21 protein-coding genes are annotated in these 26356 nt (G+C 45.7%); 10 read left to right on the forward strand and 11 right to left on the reverse strand.

The genetic code is table 11. The features are described from left to right. Positions 1-127: 127 nt before the first annotated feature. The 5 genes from D908_RS13430 to D908_RS13410 all read left to right on the forward strand — a co-directional run bounded on the left by D908_RS13430 (position 128) and on the right by D908_RS13410 (position 6727). Entirely contained in the window at positions 128-703 is a 576-nt protein-coding gene (locus tag D908_RS13430; protein WP_000999599.1) for a hypothetical protein, read from the forward strand. 2 nt (positions 704-705) lie between these two features. Then, complete coding sequence (gene mfd / locus D908_RS13425; protein WP_005523481.1) at positions 706-4176, forward strand: transcription-repair coupling factor; 3471 nt, start codon at positions 706-708, stop codon at positions 4174-4176. A gap of 35 nt (positions 4177-4211) precedes the next feature. Next, positions 4212-4982, forward strand: coding sequence for a peptidoglycan binding protein CsiV (locus tag D908_RS13420; RefSeq protein ID WP_005523483.1), 771 nt, complete (start codon positions 4212-4214; stop codon positions 4980-4982). 311 nt (positions 4983-5293) lie between these two features. Continuing rightward, positions 5294-6172, forward strand: coding sequence for a DMT family transporter (locus D908_RS13415; RefSeq protein WP_000757533.1), 879 nt, complete (start codon positions 5294-5296; stop codon positions 6170-6172). 18 nt (positions 6173-6190) lie between these two features. After that, positions 6191-6727: a GNAT family N-acetyltransferase gene (locus D908_RS13410; protein ID WP_005523485.1), complete on the forward strand. Its 537-nt coding sequence runs from the start codon at positions 6191-6193 to the stop codon at positions 6725-6727. A 73-nt stretch (positions 6728-6800) separates the two neighbouring features. Here D908_RS13410 and D908_RS13405 read toward each other — a convergent pair whose 3' ends face one another. The 7 genes from D908_RS13405 to hinT form a co-directional block, all read right to left on the reverse strand. Beyond that, positions 6801-8090, reverse strand: coding sequence for an NAD(P)/FAD-dependent oxidoreductase (locus tag D908_RS13405; RefSeq protein WP_005523487.1), 1290 nt, complete (start codon positions 8088-8090; stop codon positions 6801-6803). Positions 8091-8446: 356 nt separating this feature from the next. Next, a complete protein-coding gene (gene ycfP, locus D908_RS13400; protein WP_000587952.1) occupies positions 8447-8986 on the reverse strand; it encodes an alpha/beta hydrolase YcfP in 540 nt (179 codons plus the stop codon). 162 nt (positions 8987-9148) lie between these two features. Further along, a complete protein-coding gene (locus tag D908_RS13395) occupies positions 9149-10015 on the reverse strand; it encodes a phosphotransferase (RefSeq protein WP_005523489.1) in 867 nt (288 codons plus the stop codon). A 27-nt stretch (positions 10016-10042) separates the two neighbouring features. After that, on the reverse strand, positions 10043-10633 hold the full coding sequence (gene lpoB, locus D908_RS13390; protein WP_005523492.1) for a penicillin-binding protein activator LpoB: 591 nt from the start codon (positions 10631-10633) through the stop codon (positions 10043-10045). A 27-nt stretch (positions 10634-10660) separates the two neighbouring features. Continuing rightward, complete coding sequence (locus D908_RS13385; RefSeq protein WP_001261383.1) at positions 10661-11050, reverse strand: YcfL family putative periplasmic lipoprotein; 390 nt, start codon at positions 11048-11050, stop codon at positions 10661-10663. Then, complete coding sequence (locus D908_RS13380; protein ID WP_167733104.1) at positions 11050-12453, reverse strand: COG3014 family protein; 1404 nt, start codon at positions 12451-12453, stop codon at positions 11050-11052. Before D908_RS13380 ends, D908_RS13385 begins: the two co-directional genes overlap by 1 nt. A 36-nt stretch (positions 12454-12489) precedes the next feature. Continuing rightward, positions 12490-12840 carry a purine nucleoside phosphoramidase gene (gene hinT / locus D908_RS13375; RefSeq protein WP_000807130.1) on the reverse strand — a complete coding sequence of 117 codons (351 nt, stop codon included), beginning with the start codon at positions 12838-12840 and terminating at the stop codon, positions 12490-12492. 260 nt (positions 12841-13100) lie between these two features. Between hinT and D908_RS13370 the strand changes: the two genes are divergently transcribed. Both D908_RS13370 and D908_RS13365 read left to right on the forward strand, forming a co-directional pair. Then, entirely contained in the window at positions 13101-15092 is a 1992-nt protein-coding gene (locus D908_RS13370) for a methyl-accepting chemotaxis protein (protein WP_005518856.1), read from the forward strand. 158 nt (positions 15093-15250) lie between these two features. Next, on the forward strand, positions 15251-16402 hold the full coding sequence (locus D908_RS13365) for a DUF1887 family protein (protein WP_000974444.1): 1152 nt from the start codon (positions 15251-15253) through the stop codon (positions 16400-16402). 137 nt (positions 16403-16539) lie between these two features. Here D908_RS13365 and fadR read toward each other — a convergent pair whose 3' ends face one another. Continuing rightward, positions 16540-17379 (reverse strand): fatty acid metabolism transcriptional regulator FadR, encoded by an 840-nt coding sequence (gene fadR, locus D908_RS13360; RefSeq protein ID WP_000234815.1) that lies wholly within the window; start codon positions 17377-17379, stop codon positions 16540-16542. 646 nt (positions 17380-18025) lie between these two features. Between fadR and nhaB the strand changes: the two genes are divergently transcribed. Together nhaB and dsbB are read left to right on the forward strand one after the other, a co-directional pair. Further along, entirely contained in the window at positions 18026-19618 is a 1593-nt protein-coding gene (nhaB, locus tag D908_RS13355; protein WP_001132258.1) for a Na(+)/H(+) antiporter NhaB, read from the forward strand. Between the two features lie 80 nt (positions 19619-19698). After that, the gene (gene dsbB / locus D908_RS13350; RefSeq protein WP_005523500.1) at positions 19699-20220 is read left to right on the forward strand and encodes a disulfide bond formation protein DsbB; all 522 of its coding nucleotides are present in this window, start codon (positions 19699-19701) and stop codon (positions 20218-20220) included. Between the two features lie 52 nt (positions 20221-20272). Here dsbB and D908_RS13345 read toward each other — a convergent pair whose 3' ends face one another. Continuing rightward, a complete protein-coding gene (locus D908_RS13345; protein WP_005523502.1) occupies positions 20273-23116 on the reverse strand; it encodes a DNA translocase FtsK in 2844 nt (947 codons plus the stop codon). 177 nt (positions 23117-23293) lie between these two features. Next, positions 23294-23788 (reverse strand): leucine-responsive transcriptional regulator Lrp, encoded by a 495-nt coding sequence (gene lrp / locus D908_RS13340; RefSeq protein ID WP_000228498.1) that lies wholly within the window; start codon positions 23786-23788, stop codon positions 23294-23296. A gap of 155 nt (positions 23789-23943) precedes the next feature. Here lrp and ald point away from each other — a divergent pair, with 155 nt between their 5' ends. After that, on the forward strand, positions 23944-25068 hold the full coding sequence (ald, locus tag D908_RS13335; protein ID WP_000583515.1) for an alanine dehydrogenase: 1125 nt from the start codon (positions 23944-23946) through the stop codon (positions 25066-25068). A gap of 37 nt (positions 25069-25105) precedes the next feature. On the opposite strand, the gene D908_RS13330 is transcribed toward ald, so the two are convergent. Continuing rightward, complete coding sequence (locus tag D908_RS13330) at positions 25106-26314, reverse strand: methyltransferase (protein ID WP_005523505.1); 1209 nt, start codon at positions 26312-26314, stop codon at positions 25106-25108. Between the last annotated feature and the right edge of the window lie 42 nt (positions 26315-26356).

Genomic DNA, 26356 nt, shown 5'->3' on the forward strand with positions numbered 1-26356 from the left:
TGAGGTTGTAGCTTTTCTTTGCCAATTCTGTGTAAGAGGACGTTTATTTCACACCGATAACAATGACATACCTTGATTAGTTACTGCTTATGACGATAATCAACACAGATGTGAGAAGGAACCCTCTATGAATGACCAAGAATTCTTTACTGTCCACCACGCGCTAACCATCAATGTGGAGCCGTTGGCTGACAATTTTTTGCTCCCTTCTCACGAGATTTTTGAAGCCGAGATCCCTGCTCCTTTTATCGTGGCCAGTGAGTTTAGCCAACTGGAACAACTCAGCGATAGTGCCCGCATGGAGTTGAAAAACAGTGACTTTAAAAGTGTCTTACAACTGCTCGAAGCACAAAACTCAAAACTCAATTTGCTGCTGACTTTTATGCTGTCACAACAAGATGATCCGCAATCTCGCAGCGCAACCACTCGTTTTGGCGCAAGCCAACTGACTTATCTTGCCAAATCACCTTTAGAGTTGGGGCGTAAAGTACGAGTTAAACTGTTTCTGGAATACCCTGCCGCAGCGATTTATTGCTACGCCAGCGTGACAGAATGTGTTCAACAGCCTGAGCATTGCTTAGTAACTCTCAAGTATGATCTGCTGCGCGATGTGGATCAGGACCTGCTGATCAAAGCCGCCTTATACCAACAGCAGCGCCTGCTGCGTCAACGCTCACTAGACCGAGAAAAACCTCAAGCGTGACTATGACTACACACTCTCTACTCTCTCTGTTTTCGGCTCAAGGTGCCGGAGACAAAAAAACCATCGGTAACTTACACGGCTCTAGCCTTGCCTTGGCAATTGCTGAATTAGCTAACGCCCATACCAGCCATACTTTGCTGGCAGTGCCGGATCCGCAAACTGCACTAAAACTGCTGCACGAAGTTGAACAGTTTAGCCACAGCGAAGTCGCACTCTTCCCTGATTGGGAAACATTACCGTACGATAATTTTTCTCCGCATCAAGACATCATTTCTGATCGTATTTCGCGCTTGTATCAATTTCCGAGCCTGACCCGTGGCATCACGATTGTCCCGGTCAGCACTTTGCTACAACGCCAATCACCGCGTGACTTCTTATTGCAGCACACCTTAATCGTTAAGCGAGGTGACCTTTTCTCGCTCGATAAGCTACGCCTACAGTTAGAAAATAGCGGTTATCGCCATGTAGATCAGGTCTTTGGTCCCGGCGAATACGCGAGTCGCGGCTCGATTCTCGATCTGTTCCCAATGGGCAGCAGTGACCCGTTTCGGATTGATTTTTTTGATGATGAAATCGACACCATTCGCACTTTCGATCCGGAGAACCAACGTTCGATTGCTGAAATGGATGAAATTCGCCTGTTGCCAGCGCATGAATTCCCCACCACAGCGGCAGCGATTGAAGAGTTTCGTAACCGCTGGCGTCAGCGCTTTGAAGCGCGCCGTGAGCCTGAATCGATTTACAGCCAAGTCTCCAAAGGCACTTGGCCTGCGGGTATTGAATACTGGCAGCCATTGTTCTTTGACCACAGCGAAACCTTGTTCGACTATCTACCACCCAATAGTCAACTCTTAGTCGTTGGCGAATTGGAAAAGTCCATCGACCAGTTTTTGGCTGATGTGGATTATCGCTACGACCAACGCAATATCGATCCACTGCGCCCACTACTGCCACCTAATGAGCTTTGGCTGCGCAAAGATGAGCTGTTTGCCCACTTTAAAACTCTGCCGCAAGTCCAACTAACGAGTTCACCTATCGAGTTACGTGCAGGACGAATGAATGCCCAAGTACAGCCATTGCCCGTATTGGCCGTTGAGCATCAAAACAAAGAGCCTCTGGCAGCACTGCGCCAGTTTAGCGAGCAATTTGCTGGCAAAATCATTTTCTCGGTAGAGTCTGAAGGTCGCCGTGAAGCATTGCTTGAGCTTTTGCAACGCATCAAGTTGCGTCCGCAAAGCCAAAGTGAGTTCAGCATTGCCTGCCAACATGCAGAGAAGTTCTCGCTGGTACTGGGTGCCGCAGAGCGAGGATTTATTTATGGTGACAACCAAGTTGCCCTGATCTGTGAAAGCGATTTACTGGGCGATCGGGTGATTCAACGTCGCCGTAAGAAAGATCGCAAAACCGTCACCAACAGTGATGCGGTGATCCGCAACCTTGCCGAGCTCAAACCGGGGCAACCCGTTGTACATATCGATCACGGGATTGGCCGCTACTTAGGCCTACAAACTCTCGAAGCGGGTGGCATGATCAGCGAATACGTCATGCTTGAGTATCAAAACGAAGCCAAGCTGTATGTGCCGGTTTCCTCACTCAACCTGATCAGTCGTTATTCAGGCGGTGCTGAAGAAGCAGCCCAATTACATAAACTGGGTGGCGAAGCATGGGTAAAAGCCCGCCGTAAGGCCGCCGAAAAAGTACGTGATGTCGCGGCAGAGCTATTGGATGTCTACGCTAAGCGCGAAATCAAACCGGGTTTTAAATTCCACCTCGACCGCGAACAATACGCCACCTTCAAGGCCACCTTTCCGTTTGAAGAAACTGATGACCAAGCGATGGCGATCAACGCTGTGCTGTCAGACATGTGCCAACCCAAAGCCATGGATCGTTTGGTGTGTGGTGATGTAGGCTTTGGTAAAACCGAGGTGGCGATGCGCGCGGCTTTTGTCGCGACCGATAATGGCAAACAAGTGGCAGTATTAGTCCCTACGACTCTACTGGCACAGCAACATTTCGAGAATTTCCGCGACCGATTTGCCAACTTGCCGATCCGCGTCGAAGTGCTCTCCCGCTTTAAATCCGCTAAAGAGCAGAAACTCATCCTACAAGATGTGGCGGACGGTAAAGTCGATATTCTGGTCGGTACCCATAAACTGCTGTCGAGTGAAATTCGTTTTGCTGATCTTGGCTTGTTGATTGTCGATGAAGAACACCGCTTCGGGGTTCGTCAAAAAGAGAAAGTCAAAGCGATGCGTGCGGATGTCGACATACTCACCCTCACTGCAACGCCGATTCCACGAACGCTCAATATGGCGATGAGTGGCATGCGTGATCTCTCCATCATCGCGACGCCGCCAGCGCGTCGATTAGCGATCAAAACCTTTGTGCGCCAAAGTGAGGACAGCGTGATCCGTGAAGCGGTGCTGCGTGAAATCATGCGTGGTGGACAGGTGTACTTCCTGCACAATCAGGTCGAAACCATCGACAAAGTGGCTGCGGATTTAGAAAAACTGGTTCCAGAAGCACGAGTTACCGTGGCACACGGGCAGATGCGCGAACGTGAACTGGAAAAAGTGATGAACGATTTCTATCACCAGCGCTTTAATTTACTGGTGTGTACCACGATCATCGAAACCGGTATCGACGTTCCAACGGCTAACACGATTATTATGGATCGTGCGGACAGCTTAGGTTTGGCTCAGTTGCACCAATTGCGTGGCCGTGTGGGTCGCTCGCATCACCAAGCCTACGCTTACCTGTTAACACCGCCACCAAAAGCGATTACCAAAGATGCGGTAAAACGTTTAGAGGCCATCGCTTCCTTAGAAGATTTGGGGGCAGGCTTTACTCTAGCAACGCACGATTTGGAAATTCGTGGTGCCGGTGAGCTGCTAGGCGAAGAACAGAGCGGCCAAATTCAATCTATCGGTTTTACTTTGTATATGGAAATGCTCGAACAAGCAGTGGATGCACTCAAGTCCGGTAAAGAACCTGCGCTTGATGATTTGCTACGTGAGCAAACCGAGGTTGAAATGCGTCTTCCTGCCTTGCTGCCGGGTGATTATATCCCGGATATCAACACTCGTTTGTCGATGTACAAACAGATTGCCAGCGTAGCCAGTGAAGATGAACTAGCCGAGCTAAAAGTCGAATTGATTGATCGCTTTGGTAAATTGCCTGACGCCGCGTTAAACTTACTCGCCATTGCAGAGCTGAAACTCAATGCGATGCGACTAAAAGTACGTAAAATTGAAGCCCATGAGCGCGGCGGGTACATTGAGTTCTATCCAAATGCTGACATTAATCCACTGTTTTTGGTTAAACTGTTGCAGTCGCAACCTAAGCAGTTTGCGATGGATGGGCCAACTAAGTTTAAATTTACATTACCTTTAGTGGAACGCAGTGCGCGCATTCAATTTGTCGCTGACATGTTGAACGATTTCCAGCAAAATGTGCTACCTGCCATTAAGTAATAACCCAGTGTGAAACACTGAACGACGGAGTGACAATGAAAAGATTGATCCCACTGCTGCTATTGCTGTTTGCAATGCCCAGCATGGCTGCACGACAGTTTGATATTGAAGTGATCATTTTTAAACGTGCAGTAGATGCTGAAAAAGTGAGTGAATCTTGGCCCAACACCTTGCCTGCGATTAATTTCGATCGCGCGGGAAGTTTTGCAGACGTTAGCTTTCGCCAAAGCAAGGGCGTCACTATGCTGCCTTCGTCAGCCTATCAGCTCAACAATGCGGCTCAAAAGTTAAGAAACCACGCTGGCTTCAATGTGCTGTTACACACCGCTTGGCGTCAAAACGATCAAGGTCGCCAGTCTGCACCAGTTTTCCACATTCAAGCTGGTCGTGATTACTCAGGTCAGTTCCAATCGGATGGTCGCCCAGTCGGTAGCTCATCCGTTACTGCTCCAGTGGATGGCGTAAGCGAAATGAGCATTGCTAAACCACTGTATGAGTTAGATGGCACGTTACAGATTTACGTTCAACACTTCCTATTTGCGGAAGCATTGCTGGACTTGAAAAAGCCTTCAGTACGTGAAGTTACTTTGCAAGATGCACGTTTGGATCTGAGCGGTACAGAAGAAGATCAAGGTGCGACAGTGCAAGCTGGCTTGCTCGAATCTGTGTCACCAACCGTTGAAGAAGAAACTTTCCTGAAAAGTTATCGAATGGATCAAAAACGCCGTATGCGCAGTGGTGAAACTCACTATCTGGATCACCCTCTGATGGGTATGATCATTCAAGTGCGCCGCGTCGCCGATTAATTCCATTTAAAGTTTGAACTGTGGTTTCCGCAGTTCAAACTTCCTCCTTGTTCTTTCCAAATACTCTTGTTATGAGTCTCTGGTAGATTTCACGCGACAACACCTTGAACAAATCTGAACCACTAAACGCCATTCCTGTTAATTATCAAAGCAATTGATTTTCCACAAAACGTCCTTGCTGCTTATAATCAAGTACAGTATCCACTGGTTTATATAACAACTTGTATAATTAACGGCTCAAGAGGAACTGTCAATGAGCGGCGTTGCCAGCCCCTTAGGCGGGCTATGTTCCCAATAGGCATATTTATTTGATGAAGAAAGTAAATAAAGACATCCAGACGATAGGCTATACCGTCACAGCACTAATTGCGTTTGCTGCAAATTCTGTGTTATGCCGAATCGCATTGAAAGATAATGTCATTGACGCATCAAGCTTTACTGCAATTCGTCTTTTATCTGGCGTTTTAATGTTTCTAGTTTTATTGAGTTTTAAGAGTAAGACATTGGCAAGCACTTCCGAAAAGAAAGCTGGCAACTGGAAAACCGTATTAATGCTATTTATTTATGCTACTGCATTCTCGTATGCATACATCTCGTTGGACACTGGTACGGGGGCGTTAGTTTTATTTGGTGCCGTTCAGCTCACAATGATAGCTACCAGTGTCTTTAAGGGAAAAAGGCTGAACATATCTGAATGGCTAGGTGTTCTCATTTCATTTTCAGGCCTTGCTTACTTAGTCTACCCAACGCTAACGACCCCCAGTCTCTCAGGATTTATGCTAATGGGGTTGTCAGGTCTTGCGTGGGGAATGTACACATCGGTTGGTCGCGGTTCAATTGACCCGATAAGAGATACTGCTTTTAATTTTAAGTATACCGTCCCTTTAGTTGTGGCTTTGGTTGTAATTACCTTTCCAGTAATAAATATTTCACCTTATGGAGTGGCATTAGCCGTTATTTCAGGTGCGTTTGCCTCCGCGCTCGGTTATACGATTTGGTATATTGCGTTAAGTGGCTTATCGGAAATCGAGGCTGCAGTCGTTCAGTTATCAGTCCCTGTTATAGCGGCCATTGGTGGTGTTTTATTTGTCTCAGAATCTATCAGTATGCGGTTAGTTATCGCATGCTTACTTGTACTAGGCGGAATCTTTACTGTATTAATCAGTCGTTGGAAGTTTGTAAAAAAGTGAACTTAATAGGAATAAACCATGACACCGGACTTTCAGATCGTCACTCAGCGTTTGCAACTTCGTTTGATCACGGCCTATGAAACTAATGACTTGGTCGAATGCATTCGCCAATCTCAATCACTTCACCATTGGGTGGATTGGTGTCATGCGCTGTTCAGCGTGCAAGAAGCCGAACAGTTTATTCAGGCCACAAGGCTGAATTGGGTTAAAGCAGAAGCCTATGGATTTGGGGTTTTTGAGCGTGAAACGCAAACTTTAGTCGGTATGGTGGCCATTAATGAGTTTTATCACACTTTTAACATGGCCAGTTTAGGTTATTGGATTGCGGATGATTACCAAAGGCGCGGCTACGGTAAGGAAGCACTTACCGCTTTAATCTTGTTTTGCTTTGAACGATTAGAGTTGACCCGACTGGAAATTGTCTGTGATCCCGATAATGCTCCTAGCCAAGCATTGGCCTTGTGCTGTGGAGCGATACAAGAGCAGTTAGCACCTAATCGATTTTTGTATGCTGGAGAACCGAAAGCAGGGATTGTATTTTCTTTAATCCCCTAGGTGTCGCAAGAATCATTTATCCTAAAAAAGCAGAAGCGGCAACCTGTGCCGCTTCAATCTATCTAAGTTTGGATTAATGTAGCTTGAGGTTTGGACGCAGTACGCGGTTAATCCGACCAACCAGCATCATCAAACCAGTCTTGAGCATGCCATGCAGCGCCATCTGGTGCATACGGTACAAAGAGATGTATACCACTCGGGCAATACGCCCTTCCACCATCATAGAACCACGAGTCAGGTTACCCATCAGACTGCCAACTGTTGAGAAGCGGCTCAGCGATACCAGTGAACCATGATCCTTGTAAACATAGGCTTTCAGTTCACGGCCATACATCTTTGCCACAATATTGCGGAATGCCAATGATGCCATCTGGTGCGCAGCTTGCGCGCGTGGTGGTACAAACTTACCATCGACTTGCGTGCACTGTGCCAGATCGCCAATAACAAAAATGTCATCGTCACGCGTAGTCTGCAGTGTACCTTTAACCACCAGTTGGTTGATGCGGTTCGTTTCTAGCCCCGCGATATCTTTCATAAAATCTGGCGCTTTAATACCCGCAGCCCAAACCATGATGTGCGCAGAAATTTTCTCGCCATCTTTCGTCGTTAAGCCATCTTTTTCTGCTTTAGTTACCATGGTCATGGTACGCACATTCACACCAAGCTTGGTTAGCTCTTGATGAGCAGCCGCTGAAATACGCGGAGGCAGTGCTGGCAAAATACGCTCACCCGCTTCAATCAAGTTCACATTCAACTTGCTTGAATCAAGATCGCCAAAGCCATAAGTACGGAGTTCTTTCACTGCATTGTGTAATTCAGCAGAAAGCTCAACCCCTGTCGCACCCGCACCAACAATGGCAATATCCACCGTTCCATGACCGTTTTTCGCGTGCAGCTTGAGGAACTCGTTGTTCATCTCGGTACGGAAGCGGTTAGCCTGCTCTGGGCTATCAAGGAAGATACAGTGTTCTTTAACACCAGGAGTGTTGAAATCGTTCGATGTTGAACCAATCGCCAACACCAACATATCGTATTCCAAATCACGCTTTGGCATGAGCAGTTCGCCATGCTCATCTTTCAGTTCACTTAATGTGATCTTTTTGTTTTCGCGATCGATCGATTCCAAGCTACCAAGCTGGAAATCAAAGCAGTGATTTTTTGCATGAGCGCGGTAACTCAGTGCATCTACACCTTCGTCTAGAGAGCCTGTTGCCACTTCGTGCAGCAAAGGTTTCCAGAGATGGCTTGAATTGCGGTCAACCAAAGTTACATTGGCTCGACCTTTGCGCCCAAGTGTGCGACCTAGTTTGGTTACTAACTCTAAACCGCCAGCGCCACCGCCTACTACGATAATTCGTGTCACAATAACACTCCTCAAATAAAGATGAACAATTTTGTCCAGCCCGATGACTCGTGCTGAAGGAATCTGTTATAGCCATGATGGATTGGGCATCTGGCCTATTGGGTGAGGATTGGTTACTCTCAGTGGCACGTTACAAGGCAGCAAAAAAGCTGCGCTAACACAAAGAATTGGCAAGTTTTAAACTCGCTCTCAATTTTTTTTGATATTTATCAACAAATCTTAGCGTGAGTCATTATATAGGGCTGGTTCAATCTCGCAACCACAGATTCACGCGTATTCATTAGTTTTTTTGTGGAATTGAATAAGCAAAAACAGCCTCACACTGAGGCTGTTTAACATTGGATCACTTTGTTGATTTATGCAGCTTTGAAGGCTTTCATTGCTTGCAGATGATGGGATATTTTTTTGAACTTGTGAGACTGCGTTTCATCCCAAACAATATCGTAATAGTCCTGTAGTTCTTGAGCCGTTTTCTGGTTGTCATGGATTTCATCATTGCGAGACAGTACGACTAAACAGCGACCTTGGTTTTTTGTACGAAACTTCTCAACACATTTCGTGGCAATATCTTCATACTCTTCCGGGCGATCAATTCGGCCCTGCATAGTCAATTCAGGATGCAGATTAGGATTGAAAATCACCTGTTTTATCCCACATAGAAACCCAATTCGCTCAGACCAATATCCACCTAAACCGACGCCACAAATCAGTGGATGCGGATCACCTGATTGTTCAATGGCCTTATGCACTTCTTTCAGTAAGTGCTGCATATCATGTTTGGGGTGTAGTGTGCTGTAGTTAATAAAACGAACGTCGCTATCAATGAACTGCAATTGCAGCACTTTCTCATGATTGCCTGGGCTGGTTGAATCAAATCCGTGTAAATAAATAATCATAATGTTTCCCCCGCTCCTTGAGGTTTTAATCTACCACGAAGAGTATGGTTTAAAACAGGCTAGCAGAAATATCAGTAAAGAGAATGAGAAAAAGTGACCATCTCTCCAACAAAATACGTCGCAGTTAAGCTTAGCGTAGTGTTCTTGATAGATATGAGTGAATCAACCAGAAGAGAGTTTCTGCGCCAAGTTATGCTTTAATTGTTGCGCACATTGCAGGTAAAGTTCATCCCCCCACAGCTGATACGCTAAAAAATACCAGAGCATCGCCATCATAGCAGTACGTGGCCGCCATGCTTGTACGCCTTCAACCCAATCGTCAATTCCAGATATTTCGCGCAATTGGCAATAACGAAAGACAGAATCCAGCACCTTCTCGCCCGCAACATCAATGCTCAGTGCCAGGTCAATACGTGGATCAGCCAGTGCAGCGTATTCCCAATCAATCACTCGCTGCCCTTGCGTTGTTTTCACCATGTTGTAGCCAGCTAAATCAAAATGGCAGAGTGCTTGACCCACATCAGCAAGATTAGGTATGGAGCGCCACTGCTCGTAAATGGCCTTAACCTGTGTGGTTTTCAGTTCTTCACGGATTTGCAGCCAGTAGTGATCTACTCGTCCCAAGTAGTTAAACGGCGCAACGGGAATACGGTGTACATCAAGTTCATGGATACGGATTTGAGTTCTCAACACGGCGTCAAAAGGCATTCCGTCGCGCAGCGATTCACCTTCAATCCATTCCACCAGTAAGCCATGCTCATTCACTAGCTCAGCTTTAGGGCCGATATGATCATGTTCAATCGCTTTGAGAATTTGGTATTCCTGAAAACGGGAGATAGAGAAAGCTTTGGTAATTGCCGTTGCTGGTCGCCAAACATAAGCATGCTCGCCTGCGACGATTTTCCAGCAACGGTTGGTGAGCCCCCCGGTTAAGGTCTGAGCATATTCCGGAGGCACAGAGAAAAAGTGATTTAATGACAAAAGCGACGGATCTAACGAGATAGCTTCTCGCCACATAATTTTTGCCATAACCCACTCCTTCCCTGTATTACGGAGTTAGAAACCCAGTAAGCTTTTTGATTGTTGCTTACGAATTTCCGTTTCGTCTGCCCACTCAATCAAACCTGTTTTCAAGTCCATCAAACGCATGGTCATCTTGTAGTAGACATCTTTATCACTGCCTGCATTTTTCACGATGCTAGAAAGATTGCCGTACAGCATGTATTGCGCGCCAACCATCTTACCAAATTGAATGGCAGTGCTTTGATTCACCAATTCATCATTGTTTTGGAAGTTCAGTTGCTCGCGTACGGCTTCAACTCGATCCATATCTACGAAGCGGAACTTGCCTGAGTTGAGCATTTTCGTGCTGATGGTATCGGTGATCGATTCAGTATCGATATGCTCGCTGGTTTTATTTTTGATTCGCTCTACAAACACAATCGGGCGACCGTCACGTGTAATTGCAGCCACAGAGCCAGACATCATCATGCTGTCGACCATTTCTCCTGCAATTTTTTGCAGATCGGTTGAGCCAAAATCAACATTTACCGTTTCAACAGCTTGCGCGTCACCATAACTGACTCTATTTGAACAACCCCCTAAGATTACCGCCAAACCTAGCAGGGCAATGACACTCTTTTTCATCGTGATTCCTCTTAAAACTAACGTTTTTTATTCATTTGATTCGCGGATCTGGACTCGGAACTGCTTACCGTTTGGATTAACCGAAACCTCAGTCAGTGACACTGTCTCCATACCTCGCAAAATGGTGGTTTTCCATGGACTCAATTTACTGTTGACCTCAAGTCCATCATTGTCATACCAATAAAAGCGGTACTGCACATGCAGATCACTTTTCTGATTGTTTTGTATCCGCACCACACCGCGGGTGTGGCCATCGACTTGAGTGGTTGCGATATCCTCAATGAGCAGACTTTTACTTAAAGCACTGTCATTAAATAAAACTTGTTGTGATGCACCATCAACCCGCAAACCTGCGGTATTCGCACTGCATCCCACCAACAGTAAACCTGTTAATACTGCTAATAGCCACGTTCTCATTACCGTATCCCTAGTTGTTTATGCCAAATCGTCACATTGTTACCTTGTCTAGATAGCCAAACTAACGCAGTGCCGTTTTCTGGAACATGAAAGGCATAGTGTGTCCCTGCAATGTCCAGCACTTGATCACCCGCCTGAACCACTTGGGTTGCTGTGCTCACAGCGGCGGGCAAGGTTAACCAGCTGCGCGTATCCGGCTGCTCGGTTAAGGTATTCCAAATATTGAAGACTAAATTAGCCACATCCTCTTCCTGCGTAGTCTCTTTACGCAGTTGATCTTTAGCCACCACACGCAATGCTTGGCGCAAAACTAATGCTGGCATTTGCTCTGTCAAAGCTTGCTTAGCCATCAAGTTAACATCTGTCACTGGCATCGGCTGCACGTTAGTCCCATTGAGTGATAATGGCGCGCTGCTTGTTATCACTGATGATGGGTAATACGGCAGTGCGAGAGAATACAGTGCTGTGTTACCGCGACTGTCAGACAAAGGTAAAGAGAGTCGCCAACTTTGCTTAGGTTGCACTATGCCCTGCTCTTCAATCACTATGACTCTCGCTTGAGATGATGCCAAACGCTTTGGCTCGCCATATTGCTTTTTGAGGAGCTTGAGATCTTCTTGCATGCCAAGACGTGTGGCCACTCTCAGCACGCCATCGATCACCGCAGGATTGTTAGGTGCAACCGCCAAAGCTCTGCGGTAATCAACATAAGCCGCATTCAAATCATTATCAGCTTCGTAGAGCAAAGCCGAAAGATAGAAAAGATAGCCGTTTTGTACTGCTTGTAAGGTTTTACCTGCATCAGGATATTGCGCAAGCACACTCCCTAAGCTGGGAGATAAGCCTTGCGAGCGCATATCTTGCTGCGCACTCGCGAGCTCTTGCTCTCGTCGCTTTTTGGCTTCTTCCTGCACTTGATTAGCACGACGCATCTCAACCAATGCACCGTCGAGATCGTTATCACGCACATAGTTCAAACCCAAATACAGATGCAAAAAGCCCAGCTCATAATCGGCGGGTTCATACTCATTCAGGTTATCGTTCACCGCTAGCGAGCCGACACTCGTCGCTGTGTTGCTAATCGAAACGATCGCACGGTCTTGTTGTACTTTTACAGCCTGATCGGCAACCGACAGACTTTTCAGACTTTCGGCATATTGCTGGCTAAGAAAATAGACTCGACCTTTTTCAAGATTATCTAACACATCTCCAGCCACATAGTCCGGCAACAATTGTGCAGCTTGCTCATATTGCCCCGCCGCAACCGACTGGTACACCGCATTGTTTTGAGCACTGTAATGACTAAAAAGATTGCCCGCGGTGAGGTTGGCACACCCCGCGAGCAGAAGCAATGTCAAGGTCAGAGTAATGCAGCGTATAGGCCTTTGCATGTATTGAACCATTTGATTGGTTACCATCCGATACATGAGTACGCTAGCTTAGCCCATCAACAGAGGTCCAAGTGGGCGGCCTCCCACTAAATGCATATGGATGTGGTAGACTTCCTGACCGCCGTGTGAATTGCAGTTCATGATCAAACGATAACCGTTTTCTGCAATACCTTCTTGCTCCGCAATTTTCTTGGCAACAGTAAACATACGACCTAGCGCTAACTCGTCTTCCACTTCCACATCATTGACCGTCGGGATCAGCTTATTCGGGATGATCAAAATATGGCTTGGCGCACGCGGATGAATATCGCGAAATGCCGTAACAAGCTCATCTTGATAAAGAATATCAGCAGGAATTTCTCTGCGAACGATTTTGCTGAAAATGGTTTCTTCCGCCATGACGTACTCCATACGAAGGTTTTGATTGAGAATTTTTCTGGCTTGAGTATGCGTCAAGGCATACTAAAGCTCAATAAAAAACACCGTACAGTTAAAAGAACCTGAGCAAGCTCACTGGTGAAAGGTAGTTTTTGCCGCATCGGTCATAAAATGCGATTCGCAACCTCAATACAATAATGATTATTTTGTTAATTTTTTAAGACAAATTTGTCTTTTAATGCATTTTTATAACAATGATTGATGTTCGAGGGAGAGAAAATATGCAGGGTTCCGTTATCAGGCGAATGTATGCGGGTTTTGCGCTAATTATTATCATGTTCGTGGTTACTGTGGCGATCATGTTGCGCGGGATGAGTCAGATTCACAGCAATTTTGAAAGCGTATCACAAACGGCGCTCCCTCTAGTCTCTTTATCGAACCAGACCAGTGTTCAGTTATTGTCTGCGGATAAATCATTCAAAGATTTTCTGACAACGCAAGATACGGCACGCATGGATGGTATGCGTCAGGAGTTTTCCAATTCTAAACAACACTTTCAATCTGTACTGAACGATCTCAGCCAAGCCAGTCAGAACCATCCCGAACTTGAACAACCCATCGCAGAGTTGAAGCAACTCGAGGCACGTTATTTTAAAGAAGCCGATCTTGCGATGGACAACTATCAGGCTATGTTTGCAGCTCAAGCTTCTGTCCAGAAATCGACCCGTGAATTCCAGCGCTTACATTCAGAGTTAAGTGTCGGGATGAAAGAGTTCGTGGATGGCAATGACAGCATTTCTGTCAAAGTGATGGCAAAAAGCTATTTCATCAAACTGAAAGATGCAGAGGTCATTACCTCTGATGCTCTCGCCAGTTCAGACGTGGCTTTTGTTGAAAAAGCTGTTAACCAGAACAAAAAAGCGGTCACTCACCTTAACTATGCTTACCGTGGCCTTGCCACACAAATGCCAGAGTTGAAAGAACGCTTTGATGATTCCGTTGCCAAATTCACTCAAGATATTGGCCAGAAAGGTGGTGTACTCGATCAGCACAATGAGTACCTGCAAGCTCGTGCTGCGCTTTATAACAACATTGCGAATCTTGCTAGCGAAGTCGATAAGGCGATGACGATTTTGGGTGCATTTAACCAAACGGCCACTGATGATCTCAACCAATCACTGGCGGAAGCAGGCTCGGTTTACCAACAAGGCACGATCAAAGCGATTATTATCGGCATCGCAGTAGTGATTTTAGCTACCGCTATTGGTTACCACATTGCGCACAGTGTGCGCGAACCGGTGACTCGTATTTTGAGAGCGCTAGAAAGCCTGACACAAGGCAATATGACCCAGCGCATTGAGATACGTTACAACAACGAATTCAGCCGTTTGAGTCGCCATATCAATACCCTCGCCGATAGCTTGCACGACATATTGGTCAAGCTGAACAGTGCATCCGATGATTTGACCGCTACAGCCTCAAACAATCAAACCACCTCGATCAGTGCACAAAGTAAATTGAACAGCCAACGTGAGCAGACTTCCACCGTGGCTGCTGCAATGACTGAAATGGCACATTCAGTAGAAGAAGTGGCCAGCAGTGCTCAGAACTCATTAGCCATGGTACAGCAGGTGGAAACGGCATCGGAATCCGGCCGCCAAATCATGAGTACCAATATCAGCACAATTCGTCAGCTTGAAACACGTTTGATTGAGTCGGTTGAAGCGGTAGGTGACTTACGCAAGATGAGTAGCCAGATCGGTTCGATTCTGGATGTGATCCGGAATATTGCCGAACAAACCAATCTTCTAGCCCTTAACGCAGCCATCGAAGCTGCACGAGCAGGCGAACAAGGCCGCGGCTTTGCGGTAGTAGCAGATGAAGTGCGTGTACTTGCCCAACGTACTACACAATCGACCTCTGAGATCGAGTCTATGATCAGCAATCTTCAATCCAGCTCTTCATTAGCGAGCAAAGTTATTGAAAGCTGTATGCAGGATATGGAGTTGTCGGTCGAGCAAGCTTCGCATGCTAACAGTGCCATGGAAGAAATACAGGCACTGATCATCGAAATCAGCCATATGAGTACTCACATTTCTCAAGCGGCAGGTGAACAAAACGAAACGACTACTTCAATTGCACGCAGCATTGAAGACATCAACCATATCTCGGATGAAAGCTATCAAGCTATGTCTCAAATAGCGCAAACCAGTGCCAATTTGACTTCGCTGGCAAACCAACAAAGTGAGTTAGTGCATCGTTTCAAACTCTAACTCTCACAGACTCTCTGTGCCCTAACTGTCAATTTTTCCACAAAGAGCGGCTTTTAATCTGAGTCGCTCTTGTTTTTTCATCCCCTCATCGTTATATGAGTAACAAAGCTTGCGCCACTTTTCTCTCCACTCATGCAAGCAAATCATGAGGATACTATATGGCAATTCACGTAGGTATTATCGATCAGGATCCGGTTCGTCTAGTCACGCCGCTGCTCGATAACCGGACCCTCAGCCGCCACATTATTTTTATTGGCGACCAGACCCAAAAACTGATTTTCCAACGCCTCAGTGAGGTTTTACACAAGCGAAATATCTCGACGGACTTCTTCGAAATCCCAGCTGGAGCCAATACCTCTGCCATCAAAAGTGCTATCCGCCATCTTGCTGAGACACTGAAAGAGCGTGGCGAAGAGGTAAAGTTCAATGCCAGCTGTGGATTGCGTCACCGACTTCTCTCCGCTTACGAAATCTTCCGCAGCTATCATTGGCCAATTTTCGTAGTTGAACCCAATAGTGACTGCCTATGTTGGCTCTATCCCGATGGTAATCAAGATACTCAAGTTCAAGACCGCATCACCATTGCCGATTATCTAACCATTTTTGGTGCGCGTGGCGAATTTAATGAGCATCAACTACCACCGCAACTGGATCAGCAGCTTTATCAATTAGGTGAACGCTGGGCTGGGAATGCTTTGGAATTAGGCCCTGGCCTTGCCACATTAAACTACCTAGCCACGACTTGCCGTAAAGAGCAGCGACTTGATGTGGAGCTCTCTGACAAGCAACAAGGTTATCGCGAACTCAATCTGCTCCTCACCGATCTGGTCGAAGCGAACATCGCAAGTTATGAAAACGGTATTCTTACGTTTAGCAGCGAAGAAGCTCGTCGCTTTGCTAACGGAGAATGGCTAGAAACACTGGTTCATAGTACGGTTAAACAGATTCAAGACGATTTGCCTACAATCCAAGATCGCTCTTTGAATGTACAAGTCTATCGCCAACTCGGAGATAGAGAAGTACGTAATGAGTTGGATGTTGCTACCGTCGTCAATAACAAGCTGCATATCATTGAATGTAAGACCAAAGGTATGCGTGATGATGGTGACGATACGCTATACAAATTGGAGTCACTGCGTGACTTACTGGGCGGCTTACAAGCCCGAGCCATGTTGGTCAGCTTCCGTCCTCTGCGTCACAACGACATTACTCGTGCCGAAGATTTAGGTCTAGCGCTCATTGGCCCAGATGAGTTGAAAGATCTGAAAACACATTTAACCCAATGGTTCAAAGCCGCTGGCGGTAATTAACCATAATCTAAATCGTCACCGCCATAGGTGGTGATGGTTTAGGAATGACAATAAAAGACAGCCGCTAAAAGCGGTGGTTTAGGGATGACAACAAAAAAGCCCGCAATGCGGGCTTTTTTTATAACGATCTTGCTGAATCAGCAATCATCTTCCGTAAAGTTCGATGGCAGAGTCGTTTTCATCTGATTCCAGACATGACCACTTGCAATACCATATTGACGGATCACGTGAGGTAACTGCTCACGCTCTCCACTTTGGCATACTGCTAACAGTTGACGGTAAAAATCCATGGCCAGTTCGCGCGCTTGTGGATTAGAGAAATAGTAACTGCCCACGCGGTCATACAATTTCTTCAATCCGTTAAAAATCAAGCCATAAATTTGGTTACCTGAATGGAAAGCCAAACGTTGGAACAGCATGTAGTCATAGAAATTAAACGTCTTCGCGATCAAGATTTCCTGTCTCTTCAGCTCATCTTTCTCGTTATCTTCTTTAACGTGCTGCTGAATTTTTTCCGCATACGGAGAAGCCGCAATAAAAGCATCCCATGAAGGCGCATTCACTAAAGCTTCACAAGATTCAATCACATTGATCATGATCCGCTCAGCGCTCTCTTTATTGAGCTTAAAGGCGTAACGCATAAAAATTGGACTGATATTGGTTCTTGCTGCCAGAAGGTCTTCAACAATACTGGTGGCATTGTCCGCATCAAGAGTCATCAAAGTATCCAGAATATGCAGACCGGAGGTTTCCATAAACTGGTTCACTTTGGTGGGTTTACCGTGTTGGATGGTAAGCCAACCATCACGTGCCAAACGTTGTAGCACTTCACGCAATGTTGTTCGCGTAACACCAATCAATTCTGAAAGCTCACGCTCTGCAGGTAAGATGGACCCCGGTGGAAAACGGCCGTTCCAAATACTCTCAATAATATATTTCTCAGCGAAACCGGCTGGGCTTTTTGCCTTAATGACCATTAATGACTTATCCAATTCTTGTTTTACTTGGGTCGAATGGCACTCATCATACCACTACTTAGTACGACTCGAAAACCAAGCATCGATAATCTTGTCACAAAGCAAACATAGTGTAATTACTCTAATTTAACCTGAGTGAATCATTGTTATCAATTTGCTTAAAAGATGGGTGTTAAGCAATTTTCTAGAATACGACTGCACAAAGCGCCTGAAATTAAATGAATGCAGCTCACACTCTCCTATTTCTTTTTAGCAAAATAAACTTACTCCAAAGAGGTATTTCTTCAGAGTTAAGATGTATTAAATTCAATTTCGCCTAACTCACGGCTTCTAAATGAATTTTTCATCATCTTTGTGCTATGCTTACACCACTTAGATCGCGTTTTTTAACGAAAGTTTATTGAGTCTTTATCATAATGATATTTGTTGTTGACTATTATGTAACGACAAGTAGAGTTGCGGTCGAAGTACGGAGTGCTTGTTTTTCTCAAGGAGTGAATTGGTAAGAATATAATCGAATGAGCGAAATTATTTTCTTTCTAATTCACTGTTGATGAAGATTTTGTTTGAACACTGAGTCGGATGTTTTCGTGAGAACAGGCACGACACAAAGTCTATCGATAACAACAGTTTAAGAGTAATCATCATGCCGATGTCCCTCGGAAATGCGTTTATCAAGAATTTCCTTGGTAAAGCGCCTGATTGGTACAAAGTTGCCATCATTGCTTTTCTTATTATTAACCCAATCGTATTCTTTTTTATCAATCCCTTCCTTGCAGGCTGGCTATTGGTAGTTGAATTTATTTTCACCCTTGCCATGGCTCTCAAATGCTACCCACTACAACCCGGTGGTTTGCTCGCCATCGAGGCGATTGCGATTGGCATGACTAGCCCAGGGCAAGTAAAGCATGAACTGGTCGCCAACATTGAAGTACTACTCCTGTTGGTATTTATGGTGGCTGGTATCTACTTTATGAAACAGCTTCTGCTGTTCATTTTCACTAAGATCCTACTCGGCATTCGCTCGAAAGTTCTGCTTTCAGTGGCCTTTAGCGTTACCGCTGCTTTCCTATCTGCATTCCTTGATGCGCTGACTGTTATTGCCGTTATCATTAGCGTCGCGGTAGGTTTCTACTCTATCTACCACAAAGTGGCGTCAGGTCAGAGTATCCACTCTTCTCACGATCACACTCATGATGATGGTATCCCTGAGTTAACTCGTGATGACTTGGAAAACTACCGTGCATTCTTACGTTCACTGCTTATGCACGCAGGTGTTGGTACCGCTCTAGGCGGCGTAACCACCATGGTTGGCGAACCACAGAACTTAATCATTGCTGATCAAGCGGGCTGGCTCTTCGGTGAATTCTTAGTTCGTATGGCACCCGTGACTGTTCCTGTCTTTATCGCAGGTATTTTGACTTGTGTGTTCGTCGAGAAATTCCGCCTATTTGGTTATGGTGCTCGCTTACCTGCAAACGTTCGCCAAATCCTGCTTGATTTTGATTCGGAAGAGCGCAAAAACCGCACAAACCAAGATGTTGCAAAATTATGGGTTCAAGGTGCTATTGCAATTTGGCTGATTGTTGGTCTAGCTCTGCACTTGGCTGCTGTTGGCTTAATCGGTTTGTCGGTTATCATTCTTGCAACAGCCTTTACGGGTGTAATTGAAGAACACTCATTAGGTAAAGCCTTTGAAGAAGCTCTGCCTTTTACTGCTTTGCTCGCTGTGTTTTTCTCCGTGGTGGCGGTGATTATCGACCAAGAGCTGTTTAAACCTGTTATTGATGCAGTACTGAATGTGGAAGACCATGGCACGCAGCTCGCTCTGTTCTATGTGGCGAATGGTCTGCTCTCGATGGTGTCAGACAACGTGTTTGTTGGTACGGTTTACATTACTGAAGTGAAAACCGCTCTAATGGAAGGCATGATCTCTCGTGATCAATTTGACTTACTGGCTGTCGCGATTAACACGGGAACTAACTTACCATCCGTTGCGACTCCTAACGGTCAAGCAGCATTCTTATTCTTACTGACATCTGCACTGGCTCCACTTATCCGCCTTTCTTATGGGCGTATGGTGATTATGGCTTTCCCATACACCATAGTACTATCTATCGTTGGTCTAATGGGTATCATGTTCTTGCTAGAGCCGATGACTGAATTGTTCTATAGCATGGGCTGGATCAATCACCATGTTGTACCTGCAGCCAATACTTTGCTGCAAGGTGGCCACTAATTTTCAGTTGAACCTGAAACTATTCCAAGATAAAAAGCTCTGAGTATTCAGAGCTTTTCTTTTTCAACAAGGATCTCACTGTGCATTTATTATCCTCACTTAAAACCTTTTCTCTATCACGACTATCTTGGCTATTACTGCTGGCTTTTGTGGTTTTCTTTACTCTTTGTGCAATGTACTTCCAACATGTGATGCTACTAGCGCCCTGCGTGATGTGTATTTACGAACGTATTGCTATGTTTGGCATTGGAGTCGCCGCAATTATCGGTGCTATTGCGCCGACCAACCCACTCTTACGCTGGTTAGGCTTTGCCACTTGGGGAGCAAGCAGCTACAAGGGGTTAATGCTGTCCATCGAACATGTTAACTACCAATTTAATCCTTCACCGTTTGCAACTTGTGATCTGTTTGTTTCTTTCCCGTCTTGGGCACCACTCAATCAATGGGCGCCAAATCTGTTTGAAGCGTATGGTGACTGTAGCAAGGTGGTATGGCAATTTTTAACCCTTTCCATGCCTCAATGGTTAGTCGTTATTTTTGCTGCTAACTTACTGGCATTAGGCGTGTTCATCATTGCGCAAGTAGCCAAAACATCGCGCTAACTGATCCATATTAATGACCACAAAAAAGGCGCGTTAAGCGCCTTTTTGTTTTTTAATCACGTACTGGTGCAGGAGCCAATACATCACGGTTTCCGTTATGCCCCGGCGCGCTGACAATACCCTGAGCTTCAAGTTGCTCGACAATCCTCGCCGCTCGGTTGTAGCCAATTTTGAAGCGACGCTGCACACCAGAGACAGAGCCTCGACGCGTTTCAACAACGTGTTCAACGACTTGATCAAACAGTGGGTCCAACTCTTCATCAGAGTCCAATTGTTCACCCGGTAACATAGCTTCTGGGCCATGATCGCCTTGGATAATCTCACTGATGTAATTAGGTTTGCCTCTTGCCTTCCAGTTATTGACCACCGCATGAACATCATCATCCGAAGCAAATGCACCATGCACACGAATCGTATGACTTGAGCCAGGTGGCAAATAAAGCATATCACCCATACCAAGCAGAGATTCCGCACCACTCTGATCCAAAATCGTTCGTGAGTCCGTTTTTGTAGAAACGGTGAAAGCAACACGAGTCGGAATGTTGGCCTTAATCAGACCTGTAATCACATCCACCGATGGACGCTGTGTTGCCAAAATAAGGTGAATACCCGCAGCACGCGCTTTTTGCGCCAAGCGAGCAATCAACTCTTCCACTTTTTTGCCAACCACCATCATCAGGTCAGCAAACTCATCCACAACGACCACGATATAAGGCAGTTTTTCAAGCAATGGAGGCTCACTATCCATACTATCTCCCTCTTTCCAGAGAGGATCATAGATTGGATGCCCGGCTTCAGCTGCCATACGTAACTTATCATTGAAACCTTTGATATTACGTACACCCAGTACTGACATAAGCTTGTAGCGACGTTCCATCTCTCCCACACACCAGCGCAGTGCGTTAGATGCATCCTTCATATCTGTCACAACTTCCGCTAAGAGATGAGGAATGCCTTCATAGACAGAAAGCTCCAGCATTTTCGGGTCAATCATAATAAAACGTACATCTTCAGGAGACGCTTTATACAGCATACTCAGAATCATTACGTTAACGCCGACCGACTTACCAGAACCCGTGGTACCCGCCACCAGCACATGAGGCATTTTTGACAAGTCAGCCACCACCGCATCACCTGCGATGTCTTGTCCAAGCACTACGGTGGTCGGGGATTTAGACTCTTTAAATTGTGGGCTTGCAATAACATCGGACAGATAAACCGTCTGGCGTGACATATTTGGCAATTCAAGCCCAACATAAGGTTTACCAGGAATCACTTCCACCACTCGAACAGCAATGGCTGAAAGCGAGCGAGCTAAGTCCATCGATAGACTAGAAATTCGGCTTACTTTAACGCCCGGTGCCAAATCTAATTCAAAACGGGTGATCACCGGCCCTGGGAAAATATCCACCACCTGTGCCTGAATTTTGTAATCTGCCAACTTAGATTCAACCAAGCGAGCGATCTCTTCCAACGCATCGCGATCAATAAAGTTTTCACGCTTCTCAGGATGGTAAAGCAGCTCCAATGTTGGCATAGGCTCTGTAGGCTTAGGTAAATTAACTGCTTTTTGCACTAAGAATGGATTCTGTTTTGCGACTGCACTCGCTTGCGCTTCAGCAACCATACTTTGGAATGCTGTCACATCACGATTATCAGGGTCGTCTTCCTCTTCCCAATCACTATCCATAACGGGAGATGCGGTAACAGAAGGCACCACCTCCAAATCGTCTTCTTCATCTGACCAATCTAGATTGGAAATGCTCGGCTCAACCTCTTCGTCTTCCACATCGATATTGAACGAGTGACTGAAATTATCTGAACTTACGTCATCCTCATCATCCACACTTGGAGCGCTCACAGATAGTTCGGGGTCAGATAACGCAGCCATACTTGTTGCTAGAGGTTGTTCTACATCCTCATCCGCGTAATCATCCATCAATCGAGCTTGTTGCTCTAACTCTTCAATGGTTGCATTCCATTGCTGCGTACGAGATGACGACACAGGCTCAGGCTGAACATACTGTGTAGCTACTCGTTGGCGTGCAATTACGACAGGTTCAGGTTGTGGTTCGATACGAACTTCCGGCTGCTCTCTTTCTTCTGGCATATGAATATTGAAGCGACGGGGGCTCAGCGAAGGCTCTTCAACTTCAACCTCTGGTTCGGTCGTCAACGAGAATGTTGGCTCAAGATCTTCCTCAGGCAACTCAGGTTTAACTAAAGCAGGAGTCACACGCTCCGCTTTTTCACCGCGTAAGCGATTAAATAGCCCAACAAAAGCAGCGATACTGCGATCACCAATCCACTCAACAATACGTAACCAAGAAATCCCGGTTAACAGTGTGAACCCTGCCCCCCACAAAAAGAGCAGTACTAGTGTTGTCCCTAATAGATTCAAAGTTGGCAAAGCTAGGCTGGTAAGAACATCACCAATCACGCCGCCAGAAGAAAAATACCAAATATCATCGAAGTTAATATCGGCTAAGCCACAACTGGTCAGTAAGACGATAGATAAGCCAAGAAGCCTTGTTCCCCAAAGCGTAAAATCAATTTCTTCACCTTCATCGCGCTTTCGTAAAACAACCCACGCAGCAAACGCAATAATGAATGGTAACGGATAAGCTAATGAACCGAACACAAAAAACAATGTATCTGCCAGCCATGCCCCAAGTAAACCGCCCGCATTATGGATATCAGCCCCCCACGCGGTCTGTGACCATGAAGGATCAGCAGGATTAAAACTGAACAGGGCAATTGCAAGGAAAATAGAAGACAAGAAAGCTAAGATTAACCCGCTTTCTTTAAGACGTTGTGAGCCATTGAGACGAGGAGATGCAGCCTCTTCGCTCGTTTTAATAATGGTTTCGACTTTATTTTTGTTCTCTTTGAACATAAACCAACTTGAATATGATTAAGGCCATTCTGCGCAACACTATACGCAGTTTCATGGCGTTGAAACAGTCCGAGCGGCTAACGCCGCTCGGTTTGTTTGAAGATTTAACCATATCAAGGGCAAAAACCCAATTCGCGAAAGTCAGAATGTGGAAAGATCTCCAACATTCGCTTAAGGCTAGCGAGTTTTAATCACTAATTGGTTGGTTTGCTTCACTTCTTCCATGACCACGTAAGTACGTGTGTCATTCACCCCAGGTAGACGAAGTAGAGTATCACCTAACAAACGACGATAGGCGCCCATATCCGATACACGGGTTTTTAGCAGATAGTCAAAATCACCCGAAACGAGGTGACACTCTTGAATATCATCCAGCTTTTGTACTGCGGTATTAAACTGTTCAAACACATCGGGCGCACCGCGATTTAACGTAATTTCAACAAACACCAACAGTGACGCATCCAAATACTGAGGATTCAATAACGCGGTATAACCGGTAATAAATCCTTGGCGCTCGAGACGACGAACACGCTCAAGACACGGTGTAGGCGAAAGACCCACACGTTTCGACAATTCTACGTTTGAAATTCGACCATCTTTCTGCAATTCATTCAATATATTGCGATCAATACGGTCTAAGTCCTTAGACGGCTTCTTATAACTATCCACCATTTTTTATTCCACCTTATTACTTCCTTGCAAAAAAATATACTACAACTTTTTAATATTCAGCATCAAATTTTTCAGACTAGTTACTATACTAGCCATAAATTCGATAGAACAACCATACAATAGTCAATACAACCAAATAAATCTAAGGAGTTAGGATGATCATTGGCGTTCCTAAAGAAATCAAGAACCACGAGTATCGTGTGGGCATGATTCCAGCCAGCGTGCGGGAACTTGTCTCACACGGACACCAAGTTTACGTAGAAACAAATGCCGGTTCCGGCATCGGCTTTTCAGACGATGATTACATCGCTGTAGGCGCATCCATTCTTCCTACTGCTGCAGACGTCTTCGCGAAAGCAGAGATGATTGTAAAGGTCAAAGAACCTCAAGCTGTAGAGCGAGCCATGCTTAAAGAGGGGCAAATTTTATTTACTTATTTGCACCTCGCTCCAGATTTTCCACAAACTGAAGAGCTAATCAAGAGCAAAGCTGTCTGCATAGCCTATGAGACTGTAACAGATAATATGGGTCGCTTACCACTACTCGCACCTATGTCTGAAGTTGCAGGCCGAATGTCCATTCAGGCTGGCGCTCAAACCCTCGAAAAATCACGCGGTGGTAGTGGTTTGTTGCTCGGTGGCGTACCCGGTGTTGCTCCAGCCAAAGTCGTCGTCATCGGTGGCGGTGTCGTAGGTGCCAACGCTGCGCGTATGGCGATTGGACTACGAGCTGATGTCACTATCTTAGATCGCAACATCGATACCCTGCGCAAACTTGATGAAGAGTTTCAAGGCCGAGCTAACGTGGTTTACTCCACCACTGATGCTATAGAAAAATACGTATTAGAAGCCGATTTAGTCATCGGGGCGGTCCTTATCCCCGGCGCTGCTGCTCCCAAACTGGTCACCAAACAACACATCCAACGCATGAAACCAGGTTCAGCGGTCGTTGACGTTGCCATCGATCAAGGTGGTTGCTTCGAAACTTCTCACCCTACAACTCACGCAGAACCCACTTATATCGTTGATGATGTAGTTCATTACTGCGTAGCGAATATGCCCGGTGCTGTGGCGCGTACTTCTACTTTTGCCCTTAATAACGCCACGCTACCATATATCGTTAAGCTCGCCAATAAAGGCTACCAAAAAGCCTTGTTGGAAGACGCAGGATTTTTAAAAGGCCTCAACGTAATTCACGGAAAAGTGACTTATAAAGAGGTTGCAGAAAACTTTGGCCTCGATTACGTCGAGCCCGCCAAAGCGATTGCGATGTTCAATTAACCTTTCCGAGAGCCGATTTTATCGGCTCTCTCCTTTTTTAGTCTTTGGTGCGATGTGCATTCACCACCAGATTTCTCGGCGTTACCTGACGCTCACAAAATTCACTAACGCTTACGTGATAGCCCTTTTCTTGTAAATAAAGTGCTTTATCCAACACCAACCAAATTTCTAGAAGCCGACGGAAACCTTCTTGCACTAAACTCACCCGCTCCATCTGCCAAAAACGCTGAAAACCAATGTGTTCAAAGTAAGCAAAATCGGCACACTCTAAATCTAAAGAAATGCTCTTTTCCTTGCTGGCCCATACACAAAATGCTGCAAACCCAAGGCTCAATTGCGACTTTTGAATGCTTGGAACGGAAACATATGACGAAAAACCAAACTGCTGACTCAGCAAGGCATCAAAGCCTAAACGGTAAATCATCTCTTGCTGGCGATGTCGTTTGACTCTCTCTCCACCAGTGACGGTTTCCTGAATAGGTAAACGCAATTCTTGACGAGTTAGTTTGAGTACTGAATTCTGTGCGACACTCGACATCGCTTGATAATGCTCGTCGTGAGTTAAGTGATAGCAACATGGAGAGAAGCTGATTGCTTCAACACCTGCACTAGTAGCGTATTGCAGCATTCTGACATGTAAGTCACCACAAGCATGCAACGCGACAGCATGTGTAACTTGTTCAAACAAATTGACCGAGTCATTGGCGAAAGCATCACCTTGCACAAAGCGCATAGGTAATTTAAGCGCATCAGCTTCTTGCTGTCCTGAATGACAGAGTTCCGCTTGATATTCAAAACTCACTACTGGCTGCTGACTAACACTCGCTAAAATACGTCCCAGATAACCTTTTCCTGAACACCACTCCAACCACTGTTTACCTTGGTGATGTGCAATAAGCACTTTGCCCATCGCCTCAATTTGTTGCCATTTTCTTCCCGGAATCCCTTTATCAAAATGCTTGGGTAGAGGAAGAGATGGCATGTAAGGCGGCTTAGCCACAGTCATCGTACCTTTGATTTCGGCTAATGAGGGAAAAAACTCCGTCAGAATCTGCGTTAAACGTTCCGGATCCGCCTTGTACTCTTCTATTTCCTGCAAACTTAATGAATTAAGCCATTGATCCAGAGCAGGATGCTGCACTCCCCACGGCAATGCTTCCGCTCTGCAAGCGTGAAACGCTTCATAGCGCCAGAATGGTTGAGTTTGAGTTAAAAACGAATCGAGTAACGTAAATTGTGAGTGCATGCTTCCTCCCGATGGGCGAGCCATTCTAGGAGGAAGCACAAA

The sequence above is a fragment of the Vibrio mimicus CAIM 602 genome, assembly GCF_000338875.1.
Classification (GTDB): domain Bacteria; phylum Pseudomonadota; class Gammaproteobacteria; order Enterobacterales; family Vibrionaceae; genus Vibrio; species Vibrio mimicus.

What these genes read in the sequence shown, in the direction of transcription:
- lrp (WP_000228498.1), bottom strand. Translation starts at nt 23,788, where the DNA reads ATGGTGGATAGTTATAAGAAGCCGTCTAAGGACTTAGACCGTATTGAT.
- D908_RS13415 (WP_000757533.1), top strand. Translation starts at nt 5,294, where the DNA reads ATGAAGAAAGTAAATAAAGACATCCAGACGATAGGCTATACCGTCACA.
- D908_RS13330 (WP_005523505.1), bottom strand. Translation starts at nt 26,314, where the DNA reads ATGCACTCACAATTTACGTTACTCGATTCGTTTTTAACTCAAACTCAA.
- lpoB (WP_005523492.1), bottom strand. Translation starts at nt 10,633, where the DNA reads ATGAAAAAGAGTGTCATTGCCCTGCTAGGTTTGGCGGTAATCTTAGGG.
- mfd (WP_005523481.1), top strand. Translation starts at nt 706, where the DNA reads ATGACTACACACTCTCTACTCTCTCTGTTTTCGGCTCAAGGTGCCGGA.
- D908_RS13385 (WP_001261383.1), bottom strand. Translation starts at nt 11,050, where the DNA reads ATGAGAACGTGGCTATTAGCAGTATTAACAGGTTTACTGTTGGTGGGA.
- D908_RS13410 (WP_005523485.1), top strand. Translation starts at nt 6,191, where the DNA reads ATGACACCGGACTTTCAGATCGTCACTCAGCGTTTGCAACTTCGTTTG.
- D908_RS13345 (WP_005523502.1), bottom strand. Translation starts at nt 23,116, where the DNA reads ATGTTCAAAGAGAACAAAAATAAAGTCGAAACCATTATTAAAACGAGC.
- D908_RS13420 (WP_005523483.1), top strand. Translation starts at nt 4,212, where the DNA reads ATGAAAAGATTGATCCCACTGCTGCTATTGCTGTTTGCAATGCCCAGC.
- ald (WP_000583515.1), top strand. Translation starts at nt 23,944, where the DNA reads ATGATCATTGGCGTTCCTAAAGAAATCAAGAACCACGAGTATCGTGTG.
- D908_RS13395 (WP_005523489.1), bottom strand. Translation starts at nt 10,015, where the DNA reads ATGGCAAAAATTATGTGGCGAGAAGCTATCTCGTTAGATCCGTCGCTT.
- D908_RS13430 (WP_000999599.1), top strand. Translation starts at nt 128, where the DNA reads ATGAATGACCAAGAATTCTTTACTGTCCACCACGCGCTAACCATCAAT.
- fadR (WP_000234815.1), bottom strand. Translation starts at nt 17,379, where the DNA reads ATGGTCATTAAGGCAAAAAGCCCAGCCGGTTTCGCTGAGAAATATATT.
- hinT (WP_000807130.1), bottom strand. Translation starts at nt 12,840, where the DNA reads ATGGCGGAAGAAACCATTTTCAGCAAAATCGTTCGCAGAGAAATTCCT.
- D908_RS13365 (WP_000974444.1), top strand. Translation starts at nt 15,251, where the DNA reads ATGGCAATTCACGTAGGTATTATCGATCAGGATCCGGTTCGTCTAGTC.
- D908_RS13380 (WP_167733104.1), bottom strand. Translation starts at nt 12,453, where the DNA reads ATGGTTCAATACATGCAAAGGCCTATACGCTGCATTACTCTGACCTTG.
- nhaB (WP_001132258.1), top strand. Translation starts at nt 18,026, where the DNA reads ATGCCGATGTCCCTCGGAAATGCGTTTATCAAGAATTTCCTTGGTAAA.
- D908_RS13370 (WP_005518856.1), top strand. Translation starts at nt 13,101, where the DNA reads ATGCAGGGTTCCGTTATCAGGCGAATGTATGCGGGTTTTGCGCTAATT.
- ycfP (WP_000587952.1), bottom strand. Translation starts at nt 8,986, where the DNA reads ATGATTATTTATTTACACGGATTTGATTCAACCAGCCCAGGCAATCAT.